At 64.7% G+C, this 1391-nt stretch carries 1 protein-coding gene; it reads left to right on the top strand.

Annotated features, from left to right (window positions below; all coding sequences use genetic code 11):
• Nucleotides 1–99 precede the first annotated feature (99 nt).
• Complete coding sequence (locus KNW02_RS20550; protein ID WP_216035034.1) at nucleotides 100–1326, top strand: IS256 family transposase; 1227 nt, start codon at nucleotides 100–102, stop codon at nucleotides 1324–1326.
• The last annotated feature ends 65 nt before the right edge of the window (nucleotides 1327–1391 follow it).

Raw genomic sequence — 1391 nt, forward strand, 5'->3', positions numbered from 1 at the left:
GGTCGTGTCGCGAGAGTGGTGGAAATTGGAAGGCGGCGTAATCTCCGGGTGATTTCAACCCACCCAACCGGCGGCTGCAACCGCCAGGGAGATCACGCCATGAAGAGTAATACCGAGACGTCTGCGCTTTCGCTACTGGCCAATGAGGCCGGCTATGATCCGATCGAGGACCGGCTGCGGGAAAACATCCGCGCCACGATCGAGGCGGTTTTCGAAGAGGAGCTGGCCGGGTTTCTTGGCCGCTGCCGCTACCGGCGGGGCGGCGCGGCCGCGACGGGCTACCGTCACGGCCATCGCGAACGCCAGCTGATCGGCACGTTCGGAACCGAGATCGTGCAGGTGCCGCGCGCCCGCGTAACCGCCGAAGACGGCACGACCACCGAATGGCGCTCCAAGGCGCTGCCACGCTATCAGCGTCTGACGAAGAAGGCCGAAGCCCTGATTGCCTCGGTCTACCTCGCCGGAACCAACACGCGCCGTGTGAAGCGGGCGCTCTACGGCCTGTTCCAGGGCGCGGTCAGCAAGGACGTGGTCAGCCGCGCCTGGCGCAAGGTGAAGGTCGACTGGGATGCGTGGTGCGCCCGCGGCTTGGCCGACGAGGACATCGTGCGGCTGATCCTGGACGGCACCGTCATCAAGACCCGGATCGACAAGAAGGCCGCCAACATCTCGGTTCTGGCCGCTGTCGGGGTGCGCCGGGACGGGCAGAAGGTCCTGCTTTCCATCAAGAACATGGGCGGCGAAAGCACGGCGGCGTGGAGTGCATTCCTCGGCGATCTCGACGCGCGCGGCCTGAAGCGACCGGAATTCGTCATCGTCGACGGCGCCCCCGGGCTGGAGGCCGCGCTGGTCGCGCTCTGGGGCGAGGCCCTGCCGATCCAGCGCTGCACCGTTCACAAGCACCGCAATCTTCTCGGCCATGCCCCAAAGCACATGCATGACGAACTTACCGAGGACTACCGCGACATGATCTACGCCGAAACCGCCGCCGAGGTTGAAAAGCGTCGGAGGGCGTTCCTGCGAAAATGGCGGCTCAAATACAAGGCTGTAGCCGACAGCATCGAAGAAGCCGGAGACAGGCTCTTCACCTTCACCCACCTCGACCCGTCGCAGTGGAAATCCGCGAGAACCACGAACGCCATAGAACGGCTGAACGAGGAATTCCGCCGCCGCATCAAGACCCAGACCGTGCTGCCTTCCCCGGAAACCGTGCCAATGCTGCTTTGGGCACTGCTCGCCTCCGGGCAGATCCAGATGCGCAAGGTCGACGGTTGGGAAACCCTTTCTCAGCCGATCGAGCCGTGCGCCCTTGACCGCGCCGCCTGACGCGGCCATCCATCACATGCTCGGAGATGCCGCCGACGAATTTCCACCAGATACGCGACACCACC

It is taken from the genome of Paracoccus marinaquae (assembly GCF_018860165.1).
Lineage (GTDB): Bacteria > Pseudomonadota > Alphaproteobacteria > Rhodobacterales > Rhodobacteraceae > Paracoccus > Paracoccus marinaquae.

Coding starts and splice junctions, on each gene's coding strand:
- KNW02_RS20550 (WP_216035034.1), top strand. CDS start 100: ATGAAGAGTAATACCGAGACGTCTGCGCTTTCGCTACTGGCCAATGAG.